Origin of the sequence: Luteibacter rhizovicinus DSM 16549 (assembly GCF_001887595.1) — a bacterium.
Taxonomy (GTDB): domain Bacteria; phylum Pseudomonadota; class Gammaproteobacteria; order Xanthomonadales; family Rhodanobacteraceae; genus Luteibacter; species Luteibacter rhizovicinus.
The window spans coordinates 568,627-590,560 of the sequence record NZ_CP017480.1 but is presented as its reverse complement, the minus strand read 5'-3'; the positions used below and the strand labels follow the sequence as shown (position 1 = coordinate 590,560).

Annotated in this window: 24 protein-coding genes; 16 read left to right on the top strand and 8 right to left on the bottom strand. The window is 63.9% G+C overall.

Translation table 11 applies throughout. The features are described from left to right. Positions 1-33: 33 nt before the first annotated feature. A complete protein-coding gene (locus tag BJI69_RS02825) occupies positions 34-1,173 on the top strand; it encodes a hypothetical protein (RefSeq protein WP_181016737.1) in 1,140 nt (379 codons plus the stop codon). Next, complete coding sequence (locus BJI69_RS02820) at positions 1,170-1,895, top strand: hypothetical protein (protein WP_046969446.1); 726 nt, start codon at positions 1,170-1,172, stop codon at positions 1,893-1,895. Before BJI69_RS02825 ends, BJI69_RS02820 begins: the two co-directional genes overlap by 4 nt. Before the next feature lie 140 nt (positions 1,896-2,035). Here the strand turns inward: BJI69_RS02820 and BJI69_RS02815 are convergent, their stop codons facing one another. Next, positions 2,036-2,299, bottom strand: coding sequence for a hypothetical protein (locus tag BJI69_RS02815; RefSeq protein WP_046969445.1), 264 nt, complete (start codon positions 2,297-2,299; stop codon positions 2,036-2,038). After that, a complete protein-coding gene (gene fliK / locus BJI69_RS02810; RefSeq protein ID WP_046969444.1) occupies positions 2,296-3,477 on the bottom strand; it encodes a flagellar hook-length control protein FliK in 1,182 nt (393 codons plus the stop codon). The genes BJI69_RS02815 and fliK overlap by 4 nt, the downstream gene beginning before the upstream one ends. Positions 3,478-3,702: 225 nt before the next feature. On the opposite strand from fliK, the gene tgt reads away from it, so the two are divergent. From tgt to secF, 4 genes are all read left to right on the top strand, one after another. Next, complete coding sequence (gene tgt, locus BJI69_RS02805) at positions 3,703-4,833, top strand: tRNA guanosine(34) transglycosylase Tgt (RefSeq protein ID WP_046969443.1); 1,131 nt, start codon at positions 3,703-3,705, stop codon at positions 4,831-4,833. 146 nt (positions 4,834-4,979) lie between these two features. Then, the gene (gene yajC, locus BJI69_RS02800) at positions 4,980-5,327 is read left to right on the top strand and encodes a preprotein translocase subunit YajC (RefSeq protein WP_046969442.1); all 348 of its coding nucleotides are present in this window, start codon (positions 4,980-4,982) and stop codon (positions 5,325-5,327) included. A gap of 61 nt (positions 5,328-5,388) precedes the next feature. Next, the gene (gene secD, locus BJI69_RS02795; RefSeq protein ID WP_046969441.1) at positions 5,389-7,263 is read left to right on the top strand and encodes a protein translocase subunit SecD; all 1,875 of its coding nucleotides are present in this window, start codon (positions 5,389-5,391) and stop codon (positions 7,261-7,263) included. A gap of 10 nt (positions 7,264-7,273) precedes the next feature. Then, positions 7,274-8,236 carry a protein translocase subunit SecF gene (gene secF, locus BJI69_RS02790; RefSeq protein WP_046979717.1) on the top strand — a complete coding sequence of 321 codons (963 nt, stop codon included), beginning with the start codon at positions 7,274-7,276 and terminating at the stop codon, positions 8,234-8,236. Positions 8,237-9,088: 852 nt separating this feature from the next. Here the strand turns inward: secF and BJI69_RS02785 are convergent. After that, positions 9,089-9,328 (bottom strand): hypothetical protein, encoded by a 240-nt coding sequence (locus BJI69_RS02785; protein ID WP_046966004.1) that lies wholly within the window; start codon positions 9,326-9,328, stop codon positions 9,089-9,091. A gap of 202 nt (positions 9,329-9,530) precedes the next feature. Between BJI69_RS02785 and BJI69_RS02780 the strand changes: the two genes are divergently transcribed. Then, positions 9,531-9,872, top strand: coding sequence for a hypothetical protein (locus tag BJI69_RS02780; protein ID WP_071924864.1), 342 nt, complete (start codon positions 9,531-9,533; stop codon positions 9,870-9,872). Positions 9,873-9,879: 7 nt separating this feature from the next. On the opposite strand, the gene BJI69_RS22585 is transcribed toward BJI69_RS02780, so the two are convergent. Further along, a complete protein-coding gene (locus BJI69_RS22585; RefSeq protein WP_046966003.1) occupies positions 9,880-10,245 on the bottom strand; it encodes a response regulator in 366 nt (121 codons plus the stop codon). 187 nt (positions 10,246-10,432) lie between these two features. Here BJI69_RS22585 and BJI69_RS02770 point away from each other — a divergent pair, with 187 nt between their 5' ends. The 4 genes from BJI69_RS02770 to BJI69_RS02755 all read left to right on the top strand — a co-directional run bounded on the left by BJI69_RS02770 (position 10,433) and on the right by BJI69_RS02755 (position 13,952). Next, positions 10,433-11,692 carry a sensor histidine kinase gene (locus tag BJI69_RS02770; RefSeq protein WP_046981084.1) on the top strand — a complete coding sequence of 420 codons (1,260 nt, stop codon included), beginning with the start codon at positions 10,433-10,435 and terminating at the stop codon, positions 11,690-11,692. Between the two features lie 80 nt (positions 11,693-11,772). Further along, a complete protein-coding gene (motA, locus tag BJI69_RS02765; protein ID WP_046966001.1) occupies positions 11,773-12,627 on the top strand; it encodes a flagellar motor stator protein MotA in 855 nt (284 codons plus the stop codon). Positions 12,628-12,633: 6 nt separating this feature from the next. Beyond that, positions 12,634-13,659 carry a flagellar motor protein MotB gene (motB, locus tag BJI69_RS02760; protein ID WP_078022980.1) on the top strand — a complete coding sequence of 342 codons (1,026 nt, stop codon included), beginning with the start codon at positions 12,634-12,636 and terminating at the stop codon, positions 13,657-13,659. A gap of 65 nt (positions 13,660-13,724) precedes the next feature. After that, complete coding sequence (locus BJI69_RS02755; RefSeq protein WP_046966000.1) at positions 13,725-13,952, top strand: hypothetical protein; 228 nt, start codon at positions 13,725-13,727, stop codon at positions 13,950-13,952. Between the two features lie 25 nt (positions 13,953-13,977). On the opposite strand, the gene murU is transcribed toward BJI69_RS02755, so the two are convergent. Beyond that, positions 13,978-14,664, bottom strand: coding sequence for an N-acetylmuramate alpha-1-phosphate uridylyltransferase MurU (gene murU / locus BJI69_RS02750; RefSeq protein WP_046965999.1), 687 nt, complete (start codon positions 14,662-14,664; stop codon positions 13,978-13,980). After that, on the bottom strand, positions 14,661-15,674 hold the full coding sequence (locus tag BJI69_RS02745; protein WP_046965998.1) for an aminoglycoside phosphotransferase family protein: 1,014 nt from the start codon (positions 15,672-15,674) through the stop codon (positions 14,661-14,663). Before BJI69_RS02745 ends, murU begins: the two co-directional genes overlap by 4 nt. Positions 15,675-15,849: 175 nt before the next feature. Here BJI69_RS02745 and BJI69_RS02740 point away from each other — a divergent pair, with 175 nt between their 5' ends. From BJI69_RS02740 to BJI69_RS02720, 5 genes are all read left to right on the top strand, one after another. Next, the gene (locus BJI69_RS02740) at positions 15,850-17,424 is read left to right on the top strand and encodes a flavin monoamine oxidase family protein (RefSeq protein WP_046966013.1); all 1,575 of its coding nucleotides are present in this window, start codon (positions 15,850-15,852) and stop codon (positions 17,422-17,424) included. Continuing rightward, positions 17,421-17,831: a c-type cytochrome gene (locus BJI69_RS02735; protein ID WP_046965997.1), complete on the top strand. Its 411-nt coding sequence runs from the start codon at positions 17,421-17,423 to the stop codon at positions 17,829-17,831. Before BJI69_RS02740 ends, BJI69_RS02735 begins: the two co-directional genes overlap by 4 nt. A gap of 2 nt (positions 17,832-17,833) precedes the next feature. Continuing rightward, positions 17,834-18,325 carry a RidA family protein gene (locus tag BJI69_RS02730; protein WP_046965996.1) on the top strand — a complete coding sequence of 164 codons (492 nt, stop codon included), beginning with the start codon at positions 17,834-17,836 and terminating at the stop codon, positions 18,323-18,325. 77 nt (positions 18,326-18,402) lie between these two features. Beyond that, complete coding sequence (locus BJI69_RS02725; RefSeq protein ID WP_046965995.1) at positions 18,403-19,680, top strand: nucleotide sugar dehydrogenase; 1,278 nt, start codon at positions 18,403-18,405, stop codon at positions 19,678-19,680. Positions 19,681-19,892: 212 nt separating this feature from the next. After that, entirely contained in the window at positions 19,893-20,105 is a 213-nt protein-coding gene (locus tag BJI69_RS02720) for a hypothetical protein (RefSeq protein WP_046965994.1), read from the top strand. Between the two features lie 148 nt (positions 20,106-20,253). Here the strand turns inward: BJI69_RS02720 and BJI69_RS02715 are convergent, their stop codons facing one another. Both BJI69_RS02715 and BJI69_RS02710 read right to left on the bottom strand, forming a co-directional pair. Further along, positions 20,254-21,588: an ammonium transporter gene (locus BJI69_RS02715; RefSeq protein ID WP_078023440.1), complete on the bottom strand. Its 1,335-nt coding sequence runs from the start codon at positions 21,586-21,588 to the stop codon at positions 20,254-20,256. After that, on the bottom strand, positions 21,578-21,916 hold the full coding sequence (locus BJI69_RS02710) for a P-II family nitrogen regulator (protein ID WP_046965993.1): 339 nt from the start codon (positions 21,914-21,916) through the stop codon (positions 21,578-21,580). The genes BJI69_RS02715 and BJI69_RS02710 overlap by 11 nt, the downstream gene beginning before the upstream one ends. Positions 21,917-21,934: the final 18 nt, after the last annotated feature.

The following is a 21,934-nucleotide window of genomic DNA, read 5'->3' as shown; positions in this document are numbered from 1 at the left end:
CCAGCGTACGACGCGGTAGTGGAATCAAGCGCCATGACGGAATGTTTCCAGTTCGTCACGGAAGCGGCGGAGCAAGCCGCCAAGCTCAACGTGGTCGTCGCTGGACTCCCGGTGGATGGCGCGCACGATGTGCACCTGATCAGGGTCAATGATGACGGAACGACGGTGGCCGCCGCATCCGATGTCTCCGGCGGTACCTATTCACTGTTGCAAGCGATAGCGCCGCCTCTCACGCGTTGGCTGCTGATGCTCGGTGGTCAAGGCATTCAGCCGGGCGTTCCGTTCCAGTTTCAGGCGGAGGTCGTCGCGAACCCCGACATCTACGAGCCGAACGACACCCCGGAGCACCCCTCGGTTCTCAAGGGAAACCAGCATATCGAGGCCACGCTGGACTCGGCGTCCGATGTGGACCTCTACGTCGTCTCGGTAGGTAAGCAACAGTCGTCCGCCCGGCTGAGCTGCGGTGGATCAGGGGATGTCGTGTGCGAAGTTCTCTCGAGGGGCCGTTGGGTCGTTGTCCCACAGAGCGGGCCTATCGAGGTTTCCGCATCAATGACCGTTCCCCTGATTCTTCGTGCGCGATGGAAAGAGGGTAGTACACAGACGGTAGGGAGCTACACACTGCATACCTTCGATCCTGCATCACGGAGCATTATCGCCACTGCGGGCAGCAGTGAAAACATTAGTCACCTCGCTCCCGGTAAGGAGACGCCGTTCCCGGTGCCTGAAGGGGTGACGCCGGTCCCCGGAGGGGCAAATGCGGCGCGCCAGATCGATGTCACGGCGGTTGTTTTCGACAGTGACGAGACGACGCGTGCTCCCGCCGGAGAGCACGTTAGGTTGGTCGCCGTAGACTACGACCCCGCCACGAAGAGAAGGATCACTCTGGCGACGGTCGACGGTCTCACCAATGCGCGAGGCGAATTCAGTGCGCGGCTGCCTATAGGTCCATGCGCAGGCATTGGGATGGTGGGCCCCATCCGGATGAATCGCCCTTCCAATCATCCAGACTATTGGGACATTACTTACGTTCCCACTGCGTATGTCATGGCCTTGCTGGATGGCAAGAGTGCCACGGTCTCGGCTTCGGCTTTCCAGCATGTCTGCCAGGAGACATATCGGGCATATCGGAAGCCTCTGGATCTTGCGAAGCCTCGGAAACATCGTCCATGACGAGGATCGATGCCACGACCTTGTTTCTCTCGATGCGGGCGGCGCCAGAGATGGCGCCGCAAATCGAAGCGCGCTCCGAAAGCGCGTTCGTCCCGCATGTCGAACATAGCGACTACGACGGCATTGCATCCGTCTTCGGAAAGATGGAGAACATCGCCGATGTCGGTGAAGCCTTCGAACGGCTCGCGCGCCCTCTCGCTTTCACGTTGACTTGCATGAGGCGAGCAAGGCCGGATGTCATGGCTGAACCGTTCGATCTGGTGAGCCATAGGGGCATCTTGTCCGTCGTGGACACGAAGCTGGGGGCCGAGGATCGTGCGTGGATTGAACAGGTTCTCAATGCGGGTGGCTCGCTCGGGAGACTCGCCGACGGGTTCAATCAGCAGGTCGTCCGATCCTACGATACCGATCACGGCATCCGAAGTGCAGATGGCACCCTGATAGGTAGGCAAGCGTTCGACGACCCTAAAATGCCGACTATCGACTATGCGGGGCTTTCCGACACCGTCGACGATTCAGTGAAGCTGATGTCGCTTCTCCACGACGTCGAGACGACCAGCCTCACCGGCTGGCGGAGTGCGGAGCATCCCTACCGCATGGGTGGCTGGTTGGTGCAGCGCTACATACAAGGTGAGATTACCGAGTATGTCCCAGGACCCAATGGGGTTGAGACATTGCGCTCGACGCGAGGTTATCTGCTGAGAAACGATATCTGGTGGTGAGTCTTTTGGCCGTGCGCTAAAGCATCGCCGATGAATCGGCTCCTACATTGCTGCGCAGGTTTTGCGTAGGAGCCGGTTCATCGGCGATGGGCGCTGGCGATCAATCGTGTGCGCTAGCGAGCGGCTCTGGGTGCCAGCAATCAATCCCGCGTCGCGCTCAACAACGTCCCGACCACGGCGGCCAACGCCGCATACAACTCCGGCGGCACATCGTCCCGCAACCGCACGGCGGCAAGCAAAGTCGCGATCTGCGGGTCGAGCTGCGGTGCGAGGCCAAGCGCCTGCGCGCGCTCCAGCATCGACTTCACGCCGGCGGCATCGATGCGCTGATTGCTGCCGTTGCTGGTGGGTGAGGCGAGGCGCAGGGTGACGCTGCGGCGTGGTGACGGAAGGGACTGGGTCATGCGCGTGCTTCGAGAAGGACGGCGCTGTAAGCGCTGGTCGGAACGGGAAGGCCGTGCATGCAGGCGAAGTGGTCCAGCTGCAGGCCGCTCTTTTCGAGTTGCCTGCGCAACGACATGAATTCGGTTTCGAGGCGCGACACGGTTTCGCCGTGCTGTGCCCACAGACGTACCGACACGCGCGGTACGCGAAGCTGGATCTCACCTTGCACGGCGCCCAGCGTCGGCGGATCGATGGCAAAGCCGACCGTCCACATGCCCTCCGGCTCGGAGGGACTCGGCTTGCCTTCTTCGATGCGAAGTTGCAGCACGTCGTAGCCGCGCACACCGGCTAGCGGAATCTCGATCATCCAAAGGCCGGCCTGCGGATGCGACTCCAGCTGGCCGATCTCGACGCGGGAGAGAGCCGCGCGCACGTCGCCACGCAACTGGCCGACGAGCTCATCGACGTTGTCTTCGGTCACCGCAAGTTCGGCGAGCGCGGCGGCGCGTGGCTGGGCCACGAGGGCACGCTGTGCCAGCGGCGGCGGTGTGTCGCTGAGCGGACGCCCCGGCATGCCGTCCGCGCCGGGACGGGGCGCGGGGCGAGCGGCCGGCAGATCGGTGAGTGCGCGGCGAAGCGAAAGCAGTGCCGCCTTGAAATCGTCGGCCGCCGGCGTTTCTTCCTTCGGCTCGGCCAGATGCGCTTCGAGGAACGCGCCACTCCTGGCGATGGCTTCCTTCATGCCCAGCGGCGTGCTCACGTCGTCCGGCTTGCTGATCGCCGCTTCCAGCGTGGCCAGCGCTGCGCGCAGGGTCGCCGGCAGTGTCCGGGCGATCGGTCGGCTGGCCAGGGCGGACAAGACGCCGAGCAACTGGGCGTAGCCGTTCTGCAAGGGCAGGCGCTCGCGCAGGCCCTGCATGGCGACGCGGTCGTCCACGACACCCGGGAGCACCTCGAGCTGTGGCTGGGTGCCCTGGGTCAGCACGCGAACCTGGAATTGCTGGGGGAGGGATGTCCCTGCGGCGTCGGCTTCGACGGTCAGGCCGCCGATGTCGAGGAGGAGCTTGCCGATGTCGGTCTGCCCCATGATCCGAGCCGTCAGCAGGGTGCCCACGCGCCACGTATCCGCGGCGGCGGTGGTGCCCGAGACCGCGCCCGCCCACAACTGGGCAGCGATACTGGTCGGCTGGATGATCAAGGGCAGGTCCTCCCGAGGGCCTGGGCGAGTCCGGCTGGACGCGCTCCTGTGGCTTAGGAGATCGGCGGAAACTTACGAAACTTTAGGGGCTCGCCATCTGTGGGAGCCGATTTATCGGCGATCCGGCGGCAGCCGGCAGGGATGGGGCCAGCACCCATCGCCGATAAATCGGCTCCTACCGGGCGCGAGACTGCTCACTGAGTGGGTCCAAGGTAGAATGGGCGGATGACCCAGCTCCCTTTCGACCTCCTCGCCACCGATGGCGCGGCCCGGCGTGGCCGTCTCCGATTCGGCCGTGGCACCGTGGAAACCCCGGCGTTCATGCCGGTGGGCACCTACGGTTCCGTCAAGGCCATGACCCCCCGCGACGTGCTCGACACGGGCGCGGAGATCATCCTCGGCAACACCTTCCACCTGTTCCTGCGTCCTGGCCTGGAGATCGTCGGCGAATTCGGCGGCCTGCATAAGTTCATCGGCTGGGACAAGCCGATCCTTACCGATTCCGGCGGCTTCCAGGTGTTCTCGCTGGCGCACAAGCGGAAAATCACCGAGGAAGGGGTGACCTTTGCCTCGCCGGTGGATGGCTCCAAGGTGTTCCTGTCGCCCGAGGAGTCCATGCGTATCCAGAAGGTCCTGGATTCGGATGTCGCCATGATCTTCGACGAGTGCACGCCGTATCCGGCCACCGAGAAGGTCGCCTCCGATTCCATGGAGCTCAGCCTGCGCTGGGCGGAACGCTCGCGCCAGGCCTTCGACGACCTGAAGAACCCCAATGCGCTCTTCGGCATCGTCCAGGGCAGCACCTACGAGAACCTGCGTCACCGGTCGGCGGAGCGCCTGATCGAAATCGGTTTCGACGGGTATGCGGTGGGCGGTCTCGCCGTGGGTGAGCCGGAGGCCGAGCGCAACCACACCCTCGACCTCACGCTGCACGTGCTGCCGAAGGACCGCCCGCGCTACCTCATGGGTGTGGGCCGTCCCGAGGACATCGTGGAGGCCGTCCGTCGAGGCATCGACATGTTCGACTGCGTCATGCCCACGCGGAACGCCCGGAATGGCTTTCTGTTCACCCGGGAAGGCACGTTACGCATCCGTAACGCGAAGTTCTCCATGGATACGCGCGTGATCGAGGAAGATTGCGACTGCTACGCCTGCGCCAACGGCTTCAGCCGGGCGTATCTGCGTCATCTGGACCGCTGCAACGAGATCCTCGGCAGCCAGCTGGCGACGATGCACAACCTGCGTCACTACCAGCGGCTCATGGCCGGCCTGCGCGGCGCGATCGAGACGGGCACGCTCGACGATTTCGTCGCCGACTTCTACGCGGCACGGCGCAAGGCCGAGGTCGACGGCTGACCTGGCGGGCTTGCGGGCGTCGCATGGCGCCCCCAAGCCTTGGCGGGGCGCGGTACATAAGCACCGGGGTGCGTGGCATAATCCACGATCTTTTTACGTGAGCAGCCGCTTTTCCGTGGCTGTTCCATGACTTGCGAGAATTGACGATGAGCCTTCCGACCTTCGCCGCCATTGCACAGGCCACCGCTCCCGCTGCCGGGGCCTCCCAGGGTGGGGCACTGGGCCTCTCGCCGCTGATCATGATGGCGGTGCTGTTCGGCATCTTCTATTTCATGATGATCCGCCCGCAGATGAAGCGTCAGAAGGAACACCGCAACCTGTTGTCCGCGCTCGCCAAGGGCGACGAAGTGGTGATGGGCGGCGGTCTCGCCGGCCGCATCGAGGAAGTGGGCGAGTCCTTCGTCCGCGTGGAGATCGCCCCGGGCACCGTCGTCCAGGTGCAGAAGGGCTCGATCACCCAGGTGCTGCCGAAGGGCAGCCTCAAGAAGTCCTGAGCTTTGTCTCAACGGCGTCAGCCGCGGCCGCTTGTGGCCGCTTTTCATGGAATGGCAAGGCATGAGTGATTTTCCACGCTGGAAATACGCGCTGGTCGTGATCGTGTTGCTGCTCGGCATCGTTTACGCGTTGCCGAACGTCTTCCCGCCCCAACCGGCGGTGCAGATTTCGGGTAACCGCGGCGCAACCGTCGATGCGGCATTGAAGACCAAGGTCGAGGGCATCCTCGCCACGGCGAAGACGCCGGCCTCGGTGATCGACGTCGATGAGAAGACCAGCCGCCTGCTGGCACGCTTTGCGACGGCTGACGCACAGACCAAGGCATCGGACGCCCTGCGGACGACGCTGGGTGAGAATTACACCGTCGCGCTCAACCAGGCGTCGACGGTGCCGGCGTGGCTGCAGTCGATCAACGCCTTCTCGATGCCGCTCGGCCTCGATCTGCAGGGCGGCGTGCACTTCCTGATGGAAGTCGACCAGGGCGCGGTCGTCGATGCGCAGGAAACGCGTTATTCCGACGACATCCGGGCGTTGCTGCGCGAGAAGAAGGTGTCCTACGACGCCGTCAATCGCAATGCACGCGGCCAGGGCGTCAGCGTGGTTCTGCGTACGGATGCCGATCGCCAGGCCGCGGCCACGCTCATCGCCACCGATTATCCGGAACTCACCGTCGCCGATGGCGCGGCCACGGGCAATCGTTTCATCCTCAACGCGGTGATCAAGGCGACCAAGCTGCGTGAGCTCTCCCAGAGCATGATCACGCAGAACCTCACCACGCTCCGTCAGCGCGTCAATGCGCTGGGCGTCTCCGAGCCGCTGATCCAGCAGCAGGGCGCCAACCAGATCGTGGTGGAGCTCGCCGGCGTGCAGGACACCGCCGAGGCGAAGAAGATCATCGGTGCCGTGGCCACGCTGCAGTACCGCGCCGGCCTGTACACGCCGCAGCAGGCGGCGGATGCCGCCCGTTCGGGTAGCGTGCCGCCGGATGCCAAGCTTTACTACGGCCGTGAAGGCCGCCCGTACCTGCTCAGCAAGACCATCATCGCGACGGGTGACGAGCTCACCTCGGCGGTGTCCGGCCGTGACCAGCAGAACGGCACGCCCAATGTCAGCGTCTCGCTGAACAGTGCCGGCGCACGCAAGATGCAGGACTTCACCAACGGCAACGTTGGCAAGCCGATGGCCGTGCTCTACATCACGCGGACCACCGACACGAAGATGGTCGACGGCAAGGAAGTGAAGACGCCGAAGATCACCGAAGAGGTGATCAACTACGCCAATATCAGTTCGCCGTTCGGCAAGCAGTTCTCGACGAACGGCCTGCCCAGCGATTCGGAAGCGTCGGAGCTGGCGCTGCTCCTGCGCGGCGGCTCGCTCGCCGTGCCCATCGACATCGTCGGTGAAAGCGTGATCGGTCCGAGCCTCGGCGCGGACAACATCGACAAGGGCTTCAAGGCGGTCATGCTCGGCCTCGGCCTGGTGCTGGTTGCCGCCGCCATCTACTACAAGCTGTTCGGTCTCGTTGCCGACGTCGCCCTGTTCTTCAACCTGGTGCTGCTCATCGCCGTCATGTCGATGATCCACGTCACCCTGACGATGCCGGGCATCGCGGGTATCGTGCTGACACTCGGTATGGCGATCGATGCCAACGTGCTGATCTGCGAACGCATCCGTGAGGAACTGCGCAACGGTTCCTCGCCGCTGGCTGCGATCCGCACCGGCTACGACAAGGCCTGGGCGACGATTCTCGACGCCAACGTGACCCACCTGCTCGCCGCGCTCGGCCTGATGACCATGGGTTCGGGCCCGATCAAGGGCTTCGGTGTCACGCTCTTCATCGGTATCCTCACGTCGATGTTCACGTCGGTGACGGTCACTCACGCCATCACCGCGCTGATCCACGGCGGCCGCAAGCTCAAGACCCTGTCGGTCTGAGGAGGAAGCCATGGAAATCTTCAACCACAATTCGAACTTCAACTTCCTCGGCCTGCGCCGTTTCAGCATCGGTCTCGGCATCCTGCTGATGATCGGCTCGATCAGCCTGATCCTGACCAAGGGCTTCAACTACGGCCAGGACTTCGTCGGTGGTGTCGCCGTCGAGGTGGAGTACCAGGCCCCGATCGATCCGGCCGACGTTCGCGCGGCACTGGAGAAGTCCGGCCTCGAGAACCCGCTGGTCCAGGCTGTCGGCGGCACGCGTGACTTCACCATCCGCATGCAGCCCAAGGACGACAAGAACTCGGTCTCGCTGACCGGCGATGAAGCCGCTGCCAAGGTGGCAGGCGACGTCGTCGCCGCACTCAAGGTCACCCGTCCGGACGTGATCCAGAAGAGCCGCTCCTTCGTCGGCCCGCAGGTCGGTGAAGAGTTGCGCAGCGACGGCGTCGTCGCCGTGGCCTTCGTCATCATCGGCATCATGGGCTACCTGTGGCTCCGCTTCGAATGGCGTTTCGCCCTCGCGGCGCTGGCTACCGAAATCCACGACGTCCTGGTGACCCTGGGCATCTTCGCGATCACCCAGCGCGACTTCGACCTGACCGTGCTCGCCTCGGTGCTCGCCGTGGTCGGTTACTCGATCAACGACAAGGTGGTCGTGTTCGATCGTGTCCGCGAACTGTTCCGCGCCAGCCGCAACGCGACGCCGGAAGAAGTGCTCAATCGTTCGATCAACAGCACGTTGTCGCGAACGATCATCACCTCGCTGTTCACCGGCATCACGATGGCGGCGCTGTTCTTCATCGGTGGCCCGGTCGTGCACGGCTTCGCGATCACGATGCTCATCGGCATCCTGGTCGGCACCTTGTCCTCGATCTTCATCGCCAGCCCGATCCTGCTCTGGCTGGGCGTGTCGAAGAAGGACCTCATGCCGCGCAGCAAGGAAGACCCGGAGTTGGAGCGTCGTCCGTAAATCGATGCCCGACATCCGACGAAAGAACCCGCCTTTATTGGCGGGTTTTTTTTGGTTCTTAGAACAATTCCGAGATGGGCGGTGCCTTGTTCGCGGGCTCGCCCTGCTGCCTCACGGGGGGGGGGGGGGGCTCGGCTTCGCCGTCGCCGTCGCTGCGTACACTTGGGCGTCGCGCGCAGGAGACCTTGGTGCCCACCCTCGCTGCTCAGACAGGTCCTCCGCGTTCCGTAAAGGAAAGGCCGCTAACGCGGCCGTGTACTTATCTGGCCTACGGCCGCTGCACTTGTGCGGAACTCGCCTCGAGGGTGGACACCAAGGTCTCTCACGACGATACGGTTAGCGGGACGGCGAGCCGTTAGCGTCGGTGTAGCCGCCGACACCGGCCGTCACAGCAGTCGTACTGGGTACGTAGTCCGGCTCGGTGAACGCCTTCCTCGCCGCTGCGCGGTCTCGCGCGGACGATCGCGATCAGCGCGCAAGGTCGACCGTTTGGCGATGGCGACGAGCCAGCAGCCAAAGCGGCCTTGCTTCGTCGGCTCGACCCGCACGAACCTCAAGGATGGGGAGAGTCTTCGGTGCCCACCCTCGAGGCGAGTTCCGCACAAGTGGAGCGGCCGCAGGCCAAATAGATACATGGCCGCGTTAGCGGCCTTTCCGATACGGAACGCGGAGGACCTGTCTGAGCAGCGAGGGTGGGCACCGAAGGCTCTTTGCCTCAAGCCCCCCAGCGAGGGTGGGCACCGAAGGCACTGCGCCTTACATCCCCACGCAAGCGGCAGTGCCATCGCCGACGAACAGCAAAAAAAACCCGCCAACATCGGCGGGTTTTTCTGTCACACCCCATCCCTGAGATCAGAATTCGTCCCTGTCCTCGATGGCGCCTTCAGCGTCGTTGGCCAGCGTCAGTACCACGTAGGCGGAGCCCACGAGTGACGCGCAAAGCCAGGCGTAGACCATCTGTATCGCCGTCTTCGGAATCGCGGCGGCGACCCGTGGCGCGAGCGCCAGGCCGATGATGCCGGCGATTGCTAATACGGCCGAGACGGTCCACGCCAGACGCCGGGAAGGCGGCGTGGTGGTGATGACGTTCATGCGGATACTGCCCCTGTTACCCCTGTTTCGCGGCCATCGTGAATTCTGTGTGAGGCCGCTTGATGTAGGAAATACCCTACAAGATCCTACGGAGCAAGTGCCCATTGGCTGAATGAAGGGTGTGATGGCTTTCACAGTTTCCAGATAAAGCCTGCAAGGTCCCGGCTGGGCTAGAATTTCCACCCCTGATGAGGTTCCACCCATGGCAGAACGCGAATTTCCCGGCTTCACCCTGCGCAGTAGCGCCACCAAGGACGGCTCTCGCTTTGCTGCGCTGTTGTCGTCGCATCCGGCCTCCGGGGGCTTCCCGAGCTACTTTTCGGTCTACGACAACCGCAGCTTCCGCGACGAGGCGAGCGCCGCCACGGCGGCGGAGAAGGCGCTAGGTCTGGTCGAGGGTGTGGATGAAGAGGGTGCCCCGCGTTTCGCCGAAGGCGAAACCGGTTTCGACGACGACAAGCCGGGCTATGAGAAGCCGGGCGAGGAGCGTGCCGAGGCTGACGAAGACGAAGACGATGAGGACGACGACTACCGCCACGCGTGATGCACGGTCAATGGGGCATGGCGTCGCCGACCGCCTTCAACAAGCTGCGGCGGTCGTAGGGCTTGGCCAGGAACGCAGCTAGCTGACCCAGCCGTTCCGTGGCGTGCAGGGCATCCCCTGACACCACCACGTACCTTACCCGGTTGCCCTGCCGGTGCAGTTCGCGCACGAGGTCGATTCCGTCCATGTCGCCGGGCATGTTGACGTCGGTGAGCACCAGGTCCACCTCCCGGTGGGTGCCGAGGAGGGTCAGGGCCTCGTTCGCGTTCATCGCGGTGAGTACCTGGTAACCCTCCAGCTCCAGCATGTAGCTGGTGATGTCGAGCACGTGGGGGTCGTCTTCGACGACTAATACATGTCCGGTGGCGGTCATGGGTAATCCGTCAGGGCGATGACCGACAATTTCCGCTTGCTGTCGTGGCGGCGACGTGACAGATATGCCTTGACACGAAGGCATGTCGCGGCGCGTCATAGCAAGGCACAGGCTAGGGGACAACGGGCGCGCCATGAGCAATGGGGACGGGCGGTACAGGCAGTTTGTCGAGGCTTCCGCCGATTGCATGAAGGAACTCGACCGCGACGGCGTCATACGCTTCGTGGCAGGTCTTGGCTGCGCGGCACTGGCACCCGATGGCGTCGATCACCTGCTGGGAATGCGGTGGCTGGATCTTTGGCCGGTGGAGGCACGCGACATGGTCGCGCGGGCGCTCGATCGGGCGGCGGCAGGCGAGCGGGTGGATTTCGTCAGCTCCCGGCGCACCGCGGCGGGTACCTCGCGCTGGTGGGAGGTGATGGTCGCCCCCGTGGTCTGCAACGACACCCTCGACCACTTCATCGTGATCAGCCGCGACGTGACCGAGCGGGTGGCCCTGCAAGCGGCGCTGGAGGCGATCAACGAGCTGCTGCAGGATCGCCTGAACGAGTCGGTGGCCCGTTCGGCCAGCGCCACGACCCAGTACGGCAGTCTGCTCGAGCGATGGGAGGCCGAACATGGCGCCCGGCGCGAGGCGGAGACGTCACTGGCGGGTGTCAGCGAACAGCTGGCCATGGCTGACCGGGCTCGCGATCTCGCCGAGGCGAGCGCGCGCCAGGCCCAGAAGCAGCAGGCGATCGGGCAACTGGTCAGCGGTATCGCCCACGACTTCAACAACATGCTGCAGACGGTGATCGTCAGCCTGTCTGGCTTGCAGGACGACGTCGACGAACTCGCACCGCGTCACCGGCGCATGCTGACCTACGCCGTCGAGGGCGCCCGTCACGCGACGGCACTGACCCGGCGGCTGCTTGCCTTTGCCAGGAACCAGCAGGCCCGTCCTGAGCCCTTCGACCTGGGCGACCTCGTCGAGGGCTTCGCGGATTTCGCCCGGCACGGCATGAGTGGGCGCATTGCCATCGAGGTCTTTCGCCAGCCGGGACCGCTGCCCGTGTGGATGGACCGACACGGGCTCGAGCAGGCCTTGATGAATGTCTGCCTCAACGCGCGCGACGCCATGGAAGGTATGGGTAAGATGGTGATCGAGGTCGGCGAGCGCATGGGTGGCGCGTCCACCGGCGAGGTCATGCGCGAACGTGCCGCTTCCCGGCAAATCTTCGTCAGCGTGACGGATACGGGCGGGGGTATGGCGGAAGATGTCCGGCAGCGCCTCTTCGAGCCGTATTTCACGACCAAGGAAGGCGGTTCGGGACTGGGCCTGGCCCAGGTCTATGGCACGGTGGCGCAGGCCGGTGGAGGCATCGAGATCGAGAGCGAGGCGGGCGTCGGTACGCGAATCCGCCTGGTGTTTCCGCGTTACCCCGAGCCGCTCGACTTGCCTGAGTGAATCGTTCAGAAATCGTGACGAAGTTCCTTAATTTCTAGCCAAGCTGGCCGATAAGAAAAACGACTGGAAGGAAGTACGTCATGTTGGTGATCTTCGGTTTTATCGTCGTCCTGGTTTCCGTACTTGGCGGCTACGTGCTGTCGCACGGATCCATCGGCGCCCTGTGGCAGCCGTACGAACTGCTGATCATCTTCGGTGCCGCCGTGGGTGCCTTTGTCAGCGCCAACTCGATCGACATCGTGAAGGGTGCGGGGCGCGATGCCATCGGTCTGTTCAAGGGGCCGCGCTACCGCAAGCAGGACTACATCGACCTGCTGTCCCTGCTGTATGACATCTTCACCAAGATGCGTAAGGAAGGGCAGTTGGGCATGGAGTCCCACATCGAGGACCCGGCCAACAGCAGCCTGTTCTCGGCCTATCCGCGCCTGATCGCCGAGCACCACCTCATCGATTTCATCACGGACTGCCTGCGCCTGATCGTCGGCGGCAGCATGGATCCTCACGAGCTCGAGCAGTTGCTCGACGTCGAACTGGAAACCCATCACCACCAGGCGCTGGCACCGGCGCTCGCCGTGCAGAAAATGGCCGACGCCTTGCCGGGCTTCGGTATCGTTGCCGCCGTGCTCGGCATCGTCATCACCATGAAGTCCATCGACGGCGACGCGGCGGTGATCGGTGAACATATCGCCGGCGCCCTGGTCGGGACCTTCCTCGGCATCCTGCTTTCCTATGGCTTCATCGGCCCGCTGTCTGCGGCGATGGAAGCACGGGTGAGCACGGACGGTCGTGCATTCGAGTGCGTGAAGGTGGGCTTGCTGGCCAACCTGCGTGGCTACAACCCGATGGTTTCCGTCGAGTTCGCCCGCAAGTCGCTGCAGACCACGTCGCGGCCGTCGTTCCAGGACCTCGAAGCGCATCTGAAGAGCGCCCGGTAAGTCCTCATGAGTGACCTGAAGCAAGTCATCATTGTTCGCAAGAAAAAACGTGGTGGTCACGCACATCACGGCGGCGCGTGGAAAGTGGCGTACGCCGACTTCGTCACCGCCATGATGGCCTTCTTCCTGGTCATGTGGCTGGTCGGCGCCGGCACCAAGCAGCAGCGCGCGGCGATCTCCGAATACTTCAAGAATCCAAGCATGACCCAGGGCCAGTCCACCATGGCGCCCTCGGGCAAGATGGGGCCTGGCGGCGCGAGCACCAGCATGATCAAGCTCGGCGGCGCCCTGGATCTGCCTAAGGGTCCAGGCGACAACCAGGCTTTCGCCAAACCCAGCGCCTCGGACATCGACAAGCTGGCCAAGGAAAAGGAAAAGCGTCGCCTCGAGCAGCTCATGAAAGACCTGACCGAGGCGATCGCCAAGAGTCAGGCCATGGCGCCTTACAAGGACCAGCTGCTGATCGATATCACCTCCGAAGGCCTGCGCATCCAGATCGTCGACAAGCAAAACCGACCGATGTTCGACACCGGTAGCGGCGCGCTCAAGTCGTACACCGTGCAGATCCTGCACGAACTGGCCGGCTTCGTGAACCAGGTGCCGAACAAGATCAGTATCTCCGGACATACGGACAACGCGCCGTATATTCGTGCGGACAGTGCGTACGGAAACTGGGAGCTTTCCGCCGATCGTGCGAATGCCGCCCGTCGTACGCTCACCGATGGCGGCATGCAGCCGGACAAGGTGGCCCGCGTGGTCGGACTCGCAGCGTCGGTGCCGTTCGACAAGGCCGATCCGTCCTCGGCGATCAATCGCCGCATCAGCATCGTGGTGATGACGAACGAGGCCGCCAGGGCGGCCTTGTCCACGGAAGTGGCAAACGAGGAGAAGGTGCTTCCCGCCGTACCGTCGCTGCACTCGGCCGAAGCCGAGCATGTGAATGGTGGTGTTCCCGGCGCGCCATCCGTGACGCCGTCGTCAGCGGTCGGCAGCGCCATGCCGGTTGCCGTTGAAGCTGCACCGGGCGGGTAATCCGGGTCACTTGCAACCGTCACCTTCCCCGGTCAGTATCGGGATACAGGGGAAGGAAAAGCGCAATGGAAAATCACAGTAAGTTCAGAGTGGTGGCCAAGGCGGTGAAGTATCACGACGACGGCGGTGGGCAGGTTTACCGGTCGAGTTACCGGATCCTGGATCACGTCGGCGAAGAGATCGAAACCAACACCGGCACCAATGACTTCGACGACATCACCAGTGCATTCAACGAAGCGTTCGCCATGGGCCATGAGCGACTACGTGCACTGAGCACCGAAACGATCCAGTAATCCTCAGCCGATCACGTACGTCTGATCACGCGCGTCGGGAATCCAGGTTTTCGCGCAGCTCATCGAGCTGCGCTGGCGTCCCGACGTTGCGCCAGAAGCCCTCGTACTTTTCACCTGAAAGCCGGCCCGCCTCGATGGCCCGCTGGTACATCGGCAACAGCTTGAAGCGTCCTGCGACTTCGTTCTCGACGATCTCGCGGCGATAGACGCCGACGTTGCCAAAGGTCAGGCGCTCCGCGCCGGCCGGGCCGTCGCCTTCATATAGACGTCCATCCTCGAGTGCGAAGTCACCCTTGGGGTGGAAATCGGGATTGCCGACCATGACCAGGTGAGCCACGCCCGCGGGTTCGCGGGGCAGCGTGGCATAGTCGATCTCACTCCAGATATCCGCACTGACGACGAGGAACGGTTCGGGCCCCAGCAGGGGCAGGGCCTTATGCATGCCGCCGCCGGTTTCCAGCGGCACGGGGCCTTCGTACGAGTAGCGGATACGCACGCCCCAGTGCGAACCGTCACCCAGGACGTCGGGAAACTGTTCCGCCAGGTGCGAGGTGTTGATGACGATGTAGCGTACATCGGCGGCGACGAGCTTTTCGATGTGATGCACGATCAGCGGCTTGCCATGAACCTCCAGGAGCGGCTTCGGCGTATGCGTGGTGAGCGGACGCATGCGCTCGCCGAGTCCGGCGGCGAGGATCAGCGCATGCCTCATGCGGTCACCGGGATACGGATGTCACGCGGGCCGATCTTCGCTTCGATGAGGTCCGCCAGCGGCGCGATGTCGGCATGCCGGCGCGCCGTGTCCAGGACGTAACGCAGGACACGCGGAAGGTCATCGAGATAACCGGGCTTGCCGTCGCGATAGCACAGCCGGCAGAACAGCCCGAGGATCTTGATGTGGCGTTGCAGGCCGGTCAGATCGAACCAGCGACGGAAGCGATCGGTGTCGACCCTTTCGTCGAGCAGGTGCGCGTCGAGCAGGCGCAGGCGATAGGCCTCCACCCAGCCTTCCACGCGTTCGTTGTCCCAGACGATATAGGCGTCGCGCAACAGGGAGGCGAGGTCGTAGGTGATCGGGCCGGACATGGCGCCCTGGAAGTCGATCACGCCCGGCGAGCGCTCGGCGGTCACCAGCAGGTTACGACTGTGGAAATCACGATGCATGAAGGCGCGCGGCTGCTCGGCGATGGCGTGCATGATGGCCGTGAACGCGTTCTCGACGACATCCCACTCGCCACAGGCCAGCGTCACGCCGAGATGCCTCTCGAGCAACCATGCCGGCATGATTTCCATCTCCATGGTCTGCCATGCGTGATCGAATGCCGGTAGTCCTTCGGTGCTCACGTGCATCTGCATGCGCAGCAGCGCGTCGAGTGCGTCGCCATACAAGGCGTCGACCGTGCGATCGTCGAGTTCCGGGAGGTAAGTGCGCGTGCCAAGGTCTTCGATGAGCAGGAAACCCTGCTCCAGGTTCGCGATCATCACGGTGGGTACGTGCAGGCCGGCGTCCGCCAGCCGCTTGCCGATGGCGACCCAGGGTGCGGGATCTTCCTTGTCTGGCGGCGAGTCCATGACGATGACCGGTTGGCCGTCGACGTAGCCGCGCCAGTAACTGCGGAAGCTGGCATCGGCCGAGGCACTTTCCAGCGCGAGATCGTGCTGGCCGGTGACATGGCGCGCCCAGGCAAGGCGCGCGGCGGAACGGTCTTCGGTGAGGTTCATACAGGCTCGGGGCATCGATGCTGCCGATGAGCTTAGAGGGTTTGAGCCGGCCTGTCATAGCACCCGATTGGTGCACGCCGATGGCAGTTGTTGTGCAGTGCAACGTGTGGTTATCTTGACCGCACGGGGTAGCTTCGGGGATGGGTGGATGGAAGACGACGGTAAGTCCGCGTCCATGACGCGTCGTGATCTGCTTCGGATGATCGGCGTTGCCGGGGGTGGCGCGCTGATGTACCAGGCCATGAATAACCTGGGTTTCGCAGCGGAGTCACCTTATCGACGGCCGGCGAGCCTGCAGGGCACGGGGAAGGGAACGGTGCTGATTCTCGGTGCCGGACTGGCTGGCCTGGTGGCTGCCTATGAGTTGGGCAAGGCGGGGTACACGGTCCAGGTACTCGAGTACAACGCGCGCGCCGGCGGTCGTAACTGGACGTTGCGCGGCGGCGATGTCTACACCGAGCTGGGCGGATACAAGCAGGTCTGCGAGTTCGACAAGGGGCTGTACTTCAACCCGGGGCCGTGGCGGATTCCTTACCACCATCATGGCGTGCTCGATTACTGTCGGCAGTTCGGCATTCCGCTCGAACCCTTCGTGCAGGTCAATCACAACGCCTACCTGCACAGCGCCACCGCGTACGGTGGCAAGCCGCAGCGGCTGCGCGAAGTGCAATCGGACCTCAACGGCGGCATCGCGGAGCTTCTGGCCAAGGCGAGCGACAAGGGCCGCCTCGACGACCTGGTGAGCAAGGAGGATCGCGAAGCCCTGCTCGAAGCGCTGCGCGTGATGGGCGGACTCGACAAGGACTTTCGGTACGTCGAGGGGCATGCCAGCAGCGAGCGTCGCGGCTTCGCTAAACATGCGGGAGGCGGCCCGGATGGCAAACCGCAGTTTTCCAAGCCTAATGGCTTGTCCGACGTGCTCCAGGCAAAGCTCTGGGGCTCACTGGGCATCAACGAACAGCAGGAATACCAGACGACGTTGATGCAGCCGATCGGCGGCATGGACGCCATCTCGAAAGCCTTCGTCGAGCGCATCGGCAAGGTCGTGACCTATGACGCGAAAGTGACGGCGATCGCCCAGGACGAACACGGCGTCAGCGTGACCTACGAGGACGCCAGATCGCCGGGTCAGTCCCGGCAGGCAAAAGCCGACTGGTGCGTCTGCACGATCCCGCTGTCCATCCTCAGCCAGATTCCGATCCAGGTGTCCGCGGCCAAGGTCGAGGCGATCTCGGCCGTACCGTATTGGGCATCGTCGAAGATCGGCCTGCAGTTCGATCGCCGCTTCTGGGAAGAAGACGAAGCCATCTACGGTGGCATCACCGGTACCGACCTGCCGATCGGCATGATCTCGTACCCCAGCCACGGGTTCGGCACGAAGAAGGGTGTGTTGCTGGGGTCGTATACCTTCTCGACCGAGGCCTTCGAGTTCACCGCGCTCACGCCGGCCGAGCGCGTGCGCAAGGGTGTCGAGTACGGCGCGATGATCCACCCTCAGTACAAGGGCTCGTTCGAGAACGGCATCGCCGTGGCCTGGCATCGTTCGCCCTTCACGCTGGGCTGTTTCGGTGGCTGGAACGATGCGAGTCGCGCAAAGCACTACGCGGACATCTGCTCGATGGACGGTCGCATCGTGCTCGCGGGCGAGCATGCTTCCTACCTGCCGGCGTGGCAGGAGGGCGCGATTCTGTCGTCGCTGTCGGCGATCGATGCCTTGCATGCACGCGCTGCCGCGGGAGGTCACTCATGAGGCGCTACGTCACGACACTCGCCCTGATGGCGGCGAGCGCGGCACGCGCGCAGGTCAGCGATCCCGACTTCATCGCCAACAAGGACATCCCGCACGCCACGGGCGAACAGCTATTCACCCACATCTGCCAGGGCTGCCACATGCCCGACGGCAGGGGTGCGGTGGGTGCGGGGCATTACCCGGCGCTGGCGAACAATCCGAAGCTTGCCGCCGCGGCCTATCCGGTCGTGATGGTGGTCAATGGGCGCGGCGCGATGCCATCGTTCGGCAGTGGGCTATCCGATGCGCAGATTGCCGACGTGGTGAATTACGTGCGCACGCACTTCGGCAACGCGTACACCGACACGCTTCGCGCCGAAGACATCAAGCCGTTCCATCCCGCCAAGCCGCCCGAGGAGGGCATGTGAGCATGATGAAGAGAGTGATCCTCGTCCCCCTGTTGCTCATGGCCGCGATGCCCGCGTTTGCCGCCGACGTGGTTCGCCACAAGATCCCGAACAGCACGTTCCCGATTTCGGCGGCGGTGGAGGTGCCGGCGGGCAAGACCCTGGTCTTCCTCAGTGGGGCCGTGCCTCCCGTGGCCGACGCCAGTGCGCCGAAGGACACGCCGCAGGCCTACGGTGACACCCGTACCCAGACCGTCGGCGTCCTGACCTCGATCGACAAGCAGCTCAAGGGTATGGGCCTGTCATTGGGCGATGTGGTGAAGATGCAGGTCTTCCTGGTGGGTGACCCGGCCAAGGGCGGCAAAATGGACTTCGCCGGCTTCATGGCGGGCTACACGCAATTCTTCGGTACCCCCGCCCAGCCGAACCTGCCCTCCCGGTCTGCGATGCAGGTCGCCGGGCTGGCAAGCCCGAATTTCCTGGTCGAGATCGAGGTGACTGCGGTCCGTCCCTGAGGTCGAGGGCGGAGCGGTGGTACTACGCCGCCGCTCCGCCGTGTACGCTTCGTTTCTTTTGGACGCCCGGGCGCCCCATGGCTCTTACTCCTGATCCACGGATCGGCATCATCGGTCTCGGTTACGTCGGCCTGCCCCTGGCGGTCGAGTTCGGCCGGCACTTCGACACGCTTGGCTTCGACATCGATCCGCACCGGCTCGAGCAGCTCCGTGCCGGTCGCGACCACACGATGGAAGTCACCGGCGACGCCCTCTCGGCCGCCGCCCGCCTGCGCTACAGCGGCGACGTCACCGACCTGGCGGACCGCAACGTCTACATCGTCACCGTACCCACGCCGATCGACGAGGCGCAGCGTCCGGATCTCGAGCCGCTGGAAAAGGCCTGCCGCATGCTCGGCGGAGTCATTCGCGCTGGTGACCTGGTGATCTTCGAGTCCACGGTGTATCCGGGGACGACCGAAGAGATCTGTGTGCCGATCCTCGAAGCCGGCTCAGGCCTGGTCTTCAACGTCGACTTCCATTGTGGCTACAGCCCTGAGCGCATCAATCCGGGCGACCACGCACGCCGCGTCGTCGACATCCGCAAGCTCACCTCGGGCTCCACGCCCGAGGCCGCCGATCGCGTGGACGCGCTTTATCGCACGATCATCCACGCGGGCACGCACAAGACCTCGTCGATCCGTATTGCCGAGTCGGCCAAGGTCATCGAGAACGTGCAGCGCGACGTCAACATCGCCCTGGTCAACGAGCTTGCGTTGATCTTCAACCGGCTTGGCATCGACACCGGCGAAGTGCTCGAGGCGGCGGGTACGAAGTGGAACTTCCTGCCGTTCCGGCCTGGTCTCGTCGGCGGGCATTGCATTGGCGTCGACCCGTACTACCTCACGCACAAGGCGGAAGTCACCGGTTATCACCCGGAGCTGATCCTCGCCGCGCGCCGTATCAACAGCCGGATGGGCACTTACGTGGCAGACCGCGTCATTCGCCTGATGAGCGAGCGTCGGCTGCACATCGTCGATGCGCGCGTGCTGGTTCTCGGTTTCGCCTTCAAGGAAAACTGCCCGGACCTCCGTAACACGCGTGTCATCGATATCGTGCGCGACCTTAAGCAGTCGATGGCGCATGTCGATGTCTACGATCCATGGGTCGACAACGAGGAGTGCGCGCGCGAATACGGTGTGCGTACGATCGATGCGATCGAAGAGGGTGTCTACGACGCGGTGATCATCGCCGTCGCGCACGACGAGTTTCGCGCCTTCGGCCCGGAAACCATTCGTGGCTTCGGCAAGCAGGGCGCCGTCGTCTACGACGTCAAATCCGTCCTTCCCCAAGACAGCGTCGACGGTCGCCTGTGAGAGGGTCCATGCTGCGGCAGCCCTGTAGGAGCCGATTCATCGGCGATGGGTGCTAGCGACAACGCAGCCAGCAACAGCTACAGAAAAGCGCAATAACTTGCGCTATTTCGCCTCGCATGAACATAGCTGAATGCAGCAAAGCATGCGCATTCCGTAAGTATTGACTCGTCACACAAGAACAGCGACGTTGAGCTCCCACAGAGGAGACCAGCATGACTATCAAAACCGCCGGAACCACCACCCGCCATCGCTCGCGTATCGTGGCATTACTCGTGATGGGCGCCGCGATCATGGCACCGCTGGCCGCCAACGCCGACGATCATCATCCGCCGCATCATCGCCACCAGGTTTGCCACAACGTGCGCGTGTCCGACCACCACGGCCATTACCACAACACCCGCCAGTGCCATTGGGTCAACCGCTGATCGCCTGAGCGGATAAGAAAAGAGCCGGCACTTAGCCGGCTCTTTTTTCGCTTCCTGTAGGAGCCGATTCCTCGGCGATCGGGTACTTGCCGACACCCGGCCCGCTGCTGAGGGATCGCCGATGAATCGGCTCCCACACAACATCAGTTCAAGACAGGTTGTAACCCCGCTCCTCGTGCAACGCGAGGTCCAGACCGATCTGCTCCTGCTCCTCGTCCACGCGCAAGCCCATCGTCACCGCAATCGCCTTGAAGATCACGTAGCTGAGCACGGCGCTGTAAACCACGGTGAACGACACGCCCTTGAACTGGATCCACAGCTGCAGCCCCAGATCCGTCACCGTGCCGAAGCCACCCAGCGTCGGCGCGGCAAGCGGGCCCGTGAGCAGGGCGCCGATGATGCCGGCCACCGCGTGCACACCGAAGACGTCGAGCGAGTCGTCGTAGCCGAACTTGCGCTTGAGAGTCGTGGCGCTGAAGAAACAGACGAAGCCAGCGATGAGGCCGAGCACTAGTGCGCCGCCCGGACCACACGTACCCGCTGCCGGTGTGATCGCGACGAGGCCGGCGACGGCGCCCGAGGCGATGCCGAGCACGCTGGCGCGGCGGTGGATGATCCACTCGATCGCCGTCCAGCCGATAGCCGCCGCGGCCGTGGCGATCTGCGTCACCAGCATGGCCATGCCGGCGCTGCCGTTAGCGGCGACCGCCGAACCCGCGTTGAAGCCGAACCAGCCCAGCCACAGCATGCTCGCACCGACGAGCGTGTAGCCAAGGTTATGCGGTGGCATCGCGGTGGTCGGGTAACCGCGACGCTTGCCGATGACCAGGCAGCCGATCAGGCCGGCGATACCGGCGTTGATGTGCACCACGGTGCCGCCCGCGAAATCGAGCACGCCGAGGTCGCCGAGGAAGGATCCGGGTCCGCCCCAGACCATGTGCGCGACAGGCAGGTAGACGAAGGTGAACCATAGCGCCGTGAAGACGAGCAGGGCGGAAAACTTCATGCGCTCGGCAATCGCGCCGACGATGAGTGCGGGCGTGATGATCGCGAAGGTCATCTGGAACATCACGAACACGGCCTCGGGCACGGTCTGGTAGAGGCTGCCCGGCGTCAGGCCGGCGAGCATGCCGTGGCCGAGGCCGCCGATGAACGAGTGCAGGTTGGTCGTGCCGGCGGTCATGCCGGTGGTGTCGAACGCGAGGGAGTAGCCGTAGACCACCCACAGGACGGTGACCAGCGCCGTGATCGCGAAGCACTGCATCAGCACGGAGAGCAGGTTCTTCGCGCGGACCATGCCGCCGTAGAAGAGCGCGAGGCCCGGAATGGTCATCAGCAGCACGAGCATCGTGGCCGTGAGCATCCAGGCTGTGTCGCCGGAGTCGAGCTTCGCGGGCGCGGTGGCCTGGGCGAAGGCGGTACAGGGCAGTGCGGCGAGCGCCGCCGCTGCGGCGACTCTAGGGAAGAGGGCGTCAGAGCGCATCGGCATCGACCTCCTGCGTGCGGATACGGATCGCTTGCTCCAGATCGATGACGAAGATCTTGCCGTCGCCGATCTTGCCCGTCTTTGCCGCATTCATGATCGCCTCGACGGCCCGTTCGAGCTGCTCGTCAGTGACGGCGATCTCGATCTTCAGCTTGGGCAGGAAGTCGACGACGTATTCGGCACCCCGGTACAACTCGGTATGCCCGTGCTGGCGCCCGAACCCTTTGACCTCGGTCACGGTCATGCCCTGCACCCCGGCTTCGGCAAGGGCTTCGCGGACGTCGTCCAGCGTGAACGGCTTGATGATGGCGTTGATCCACTTCATGTGCCGCGGTTCCCCTTT

Bases quoted from the DNA above. Each gene is read 5' to 3' on its own strand.
- BJI69_RS02825 (WP_181016737.1), top strand. From the start codon at position 34: ATGACGGAATGTTTCCAGTTCGTCACGGAAGCGGCGGAGCAAGCCGCC.
- BJI69_RS02820 (WP_046969446.1), top strand. From the start codon at position 1,170: ATGACGAGGATCGATGCCACGACCTTGTTTCTCTCGATGCGGGCGGCG.
- BJI69_RS02815 (WP_046969445.1), bottom strand. From the start codon at position 2,299: ATGACCCAGTCCCTTCCGTCACCACGCCGCAGCGTCACCCTGCGCCTC.
- tgt (WP_046969443.1), top strand. From the start codon at position 3,703: ATGACCCAGCTCCCTTTCGACCTCCTCGCCACCGATGGCGCGGCCCGG.
- yajC (WP_046969442.1), top strand. From the start codon at position 4,980: ATGAGCCTTCCGACCTTCGCCGCCATTGCACAGGCCACCGCTCCCGCT.
- secD (WP_046969441.1), top strand. From the start codon at position 5,389: ATGAGTGATTTTCCACGCTGGAAATACGCGCTGGTCGTGATCGTGTTG.
- secF (WP_046979717.1), top strand. From the start codon at position 7,274: ATGGAAATCTTCAACCACAATTCGAACTTCAACTTCCTCGGCCTGCGC.
- BJI69_RS02785 (WP_046966004.1), bottom strand. From the start codon at position 9,328: ATGAACGTCATCACCACCACGCCGCCTTCCCGGCGTCTGGCGTGGACC.
- BJI69_RS02780 (WP_071924864.1), top strand. From the start codon at position 9,531: ATGGCAGAACGCGAATTTCCCGGCTTCACCCTGCGCAGTAGCGCCACC.
- BJI69_RS22585 (WP_046966003.1), bottom strand. From the start codon at position 10,245: ATGACCGCCACCGGACATGTATTAGTCGTCGAAGACGACCCCCACGTG.
- BJI69_RS02770 (WP_046981084.1), top strand. From the start codon at position 10,433: ATGAAGGAACTCGACCGCGACGGCGTCATACGCTTCGTGGCAGGTCTT.
- motA (WP_046966001.1), top strand. From the start codon at position 11,773: ATGTTGGTGATCTTCGGTTTTATCGTCGTCCTGGTTTCCGTACTTGGC.
- motB (WP_078022980.1), top strand. From the start codon at position 12,634: ATGAGTGACCTGAAGCAAGTCATCATTGTTCGCAAGAAAAAACGTGGT.
- BJI69_RS02755 (WP_046966000.1), top strand. From the start codon at position 13,725: ATGGAAAATCACAGTAAGTTCAGAGTGGTGGCCAAGGCGGTGAAGTAT.
- murU (WP_046965999.1), bottom strand. From the start codon at position 14,664: ATGAGGCATGCGCTGATCCTCGCCGCCGGACTCGGCGAGCGCATGCGT.
- BJI69_RS02745 (WP_046965998.1), bottom strand. From the start codon at position 15,674: ATGAACCTCACCGAAGACCGTTCCGCCGCGCGCCTTGCCTGGGCGCGC.
- BJI69_RS02740 (WP_046966013.1), top strand. From the start codon at position 15,850: ATGACGCGTCGTGATCTGCTTCGGATGATCGGCGTTGCCGGGGGTGGC.
- BJI69_RS02735 (WP_046965997.1), top strand. From the start codon at position 17,421: ATGAGGCGCTACGTCACGACACTCGCCCTGATGGCGGCGAGCGCGGCA.
- BJI69_RS02730 (WP_046965996.1), top strand. From the start codon at position 17,834: ATGATGAAGAGAGTGATCCTCGTCCCCCTGTTGCTCATGGCCGCGATG.
- BJI69_RS02725 (WP_046965995.1), top strand. From the start codon at position 18,403: ATGGCTCTTACTCCTGATCCACGGATCGGCATCATCGGTCTCGGTTAC.
- BJI69_RS02720 (WP_046965994.1), top strand. From the start codon at position 19,893: ATGACTATCAAAACCGCCGGAACCACCACCCGCCATCGCTCGCGTATC.
- BJI69_RS02715 (WP_078023440.1), bottom strand. From the start codon at position 21,588: ATGCGCTCTGACGCCCTCTTCCCTAGAGTCGCCGCAGCGGCGGCGCTC.
- BJI69_RS02710 (WP_046965993.1), bottom strand. From the start codon at position 21,916: ATGAAGTGGATCAACGCCATCATCAAGCCGTTCACGCTGGACGACGTC.